Source organism: Cedecea sp. (genome assembly GCF_036500665.1).
GTDB lineage: Bacteria > Pseudomonadota > Gammaproteobacteria > Enterobacterales > Enterobacteriaceae > Cedecea.
Window position 1 is genome coordinate 1 of sequence record NZ_DASYBS010000104.1, and the last position, 2340, is coordinate 2340.

Consider the following 2340-nt stretch of genomic DNA (forward strand, 5'->3'; position numbering starts at 1 on the left):
CACCGTGACTGCCGAGCTGGAAATCCCGGATGGCCCTGACGCGCAGACCGTGCTGCAGAATGCGACAGACGTCGTTACGGCGTACACAGTCCTCTCGCATCGCATCAGGATGCTGGTGTCACGGGATGCGTTTTATGCGGCGCTCCGACAGGCCGGAGTAGTCAGAGTACGACTGAGCAGTCCGGGAGCGGATCTTGAGGCTGAGGCGGGAAAAGCCCCGCTGTGTACGGCGATAAACATCACCCGCAAGGGAGCGGCGAATGACTGAGACATTTCGCTCTCTCCTTCCTCCTGGTGATAACCCCCGGGAGCGTGCGCTGGAACGGGCAGGAACTGAACAAATACTGGCGCTGGATACGGGCATGGTGAGTGCGGTGAAAAAGCCCGATACCTGCCCGGCTCATCTGCTTCCGTGGCTTGCCTGGGAATTTGCGGTGGATTTCTGGGACGACAGCTGGAGTGAGGCGCAAAAGCGGCGGGTGATACAGGATGCGGCTTATGTTCATCAGCACCGGGGAACATCAGGTGCCGTCCGCCGTTCGCTGGGCGCTGTCGGGCTGCCGACCACGGTCGTTGAGTGGTGGGAAGAGATGCCGCGAAAAGATCCCTACACATTTCGAATTGAAGTTTACAGCCAGCAGGAAATAGGTGCAGCGCTTTACGAGCGCATTCGTCGGCAGGTTAATAAGGCTAAAAATCTACGGAGTTATCTCAGCAGCATCGACGTTATTGCTGATCTTGGCTCGGCCGGAACCTGGTATACACGCGGTGCGGTAACAGCTTACATCGACATCGTGATAGAAAGTGGAGAGTAGTGTGGCAGAGAAATATTATTCCATCCTGACGAACAGGGGAAAGGAACTTGAGGCTGAGGCTATAGCGACGGGCATTGCCGTCGTTATTCAGGATTTTGTGATTGGTGATGGCAACGGGCAGGCGGTAACCCCGGACCCGCAAAGCACCACGCTGGTGAATGAAGTCTACCGCGGAGCCATCTCAGACCTCTCAGTTTCTCCTGAACAGTCGAATCAGTTTATAGCCCATCTGGTTATCCCCGCGACCACAGGCGGGTTCACCGCGCGTGAGGCCGGGCTGCTGACGGATAAAGGCGAGCTTTACTCCGTCGCAAACCTTGCTGCTATAGAGAAACCTGAAAGCGGCATCAATGTGAACCTGCAGTACCGCCTTGCCGTGTCAGAAACCGCAGATATTGAGCTTGAAGTGGCGACGGGAGAGGGCCTGTTTCTTCGTCAGGATGCAAATCTGGGGGATGTGAAAGACAACGAAGCCGTGCGTAAAAACATTGGCCTGGGGGATATTGCGACGCATGACGCCAGGGAGTTTGTGCCGGCCGCTGGTGGTGATGTCGGCTGGCTTGATAACGCGAACCACTATTCAACAAAAGAGGGGGCGTGGCCGGGTGGCGGTGCCTTTCAGGGCCAGCTGGCTGACAGGCGTGCCCTGTTTTATTCCGCCGGTTACAGCGCCGGCGGGAACGTGTATCTGCCCATGACCAAAGCGACCGTGCAGACGACGGGTTCCGGGTATCAGGCCGCCATCAGCTACGGGGTGCTGGTCTCCGGAAAAAATGATTTTCCATCCGGCTGTATTCATATTCTCGATGACCAGGGACGCGACCATATCTGGACGTTTAACCCCAATGATAACGCCTTTACCGCGAACGGCTCCATTCGCGCAGGCGCCAGCGTGTATGCAGGCGGGGCAATTTTCGAGCCCGGCGGTAATATCAATGGTGAAATCTGGGGTGGCTGGCTGAGCACATGGCTCGCTAATCAATTTACCGCGCGGGATAACAACATCAACACCCGTGCCACCTGGGACTGGGCAAATGGTCAGCTTGCCGCACGGGATGACAATATTAACACCCGCTCGACATGGCAATGGGTGAATCAGCGTATTGGTGAAGTACAGAGCTGGACGTCGCAGAACTTTGTTTCCAGCGTGCAGCTGGGGGCGGTGATTTCCACCTGGTGGCCGGCGGCGGGCGGTGACGCGCCTGCGGGTTACGTGCTGACCGGCGGGGATTTTAATGAAGACCAGTCTTATGTTCGCTACAAACCGGTTCAGTTCTGGACACGTGGCGGGTGGGTGAATGCGCAGGGGTAAAGATGCAAAATATTAAAAATTTCAGGGTAAAACAGCCCACCAAAAAAGACACTGAAAAATACGGTGATGCCACTGCCGGTATACGTTTTTTCGAATCAGAAGACGGGCAGGACTGGTATGAGTGCCAGTCCCGGTTTGCGGATAACACGATAAAAATCATGTACGACAGCGAGAATGTGATTCGCTCCGTCATCGATAAGCCGGTGCCGGAAC

2 protein-coding genes and 2 pseudogenes are annotated in these 2340 nt (G+C 55.9%); all 4 read left to right on the plus strand.

Annotation, left to right across the window (positions count from 1 at the left end; translation table 11 throughout):
• Positions 1-268, plus strand: a pseudogene (locus VGM55_RS17205) (baseplate assembly protein); the annotation flags it as partial.
• Positions 261-815: a phage tail protein I gene (locus tag VGM55_RS17210; RefSeq protein ID WP_331636129.1), complete on the plus strand. Its 555-nt coding sequence runs from the start codon at positions 261-263 to the stop codon at positions 813-815. The pseudogene VGM55_RS17205 and the gene VGM55_RS17210, both read left to right, overlap by 8 nt.
• 1 nt (position 816) lies before the next feature.
• Positions 817-2127 (plus strand): phage tail protein, encoded by a 1311-nt coding sequence (locus tag VGM55_RS17215; protein ID WP_331636130.1) that lies wholly within the window; start codon positions 817-819, stop codon positions 2125-2127.
• A gap of 2 nt (positions 2128-2129) precedes the next feature.
• Positions 2130-2340 (plus strand): annotated as a pseudogene (locus tag VGM55_RS17220) (tail fiber assembly protein); the annotation flags it as partial.

Coding starts and splice junctions, on each gene's coding strand:
- VGM55_RS17210 (WP_331636129.1), top strand. CDS start 261: ATGACTGAGACATTTCGCTCTCTCCTTCCTCCTGGTGATAACCCCCGG.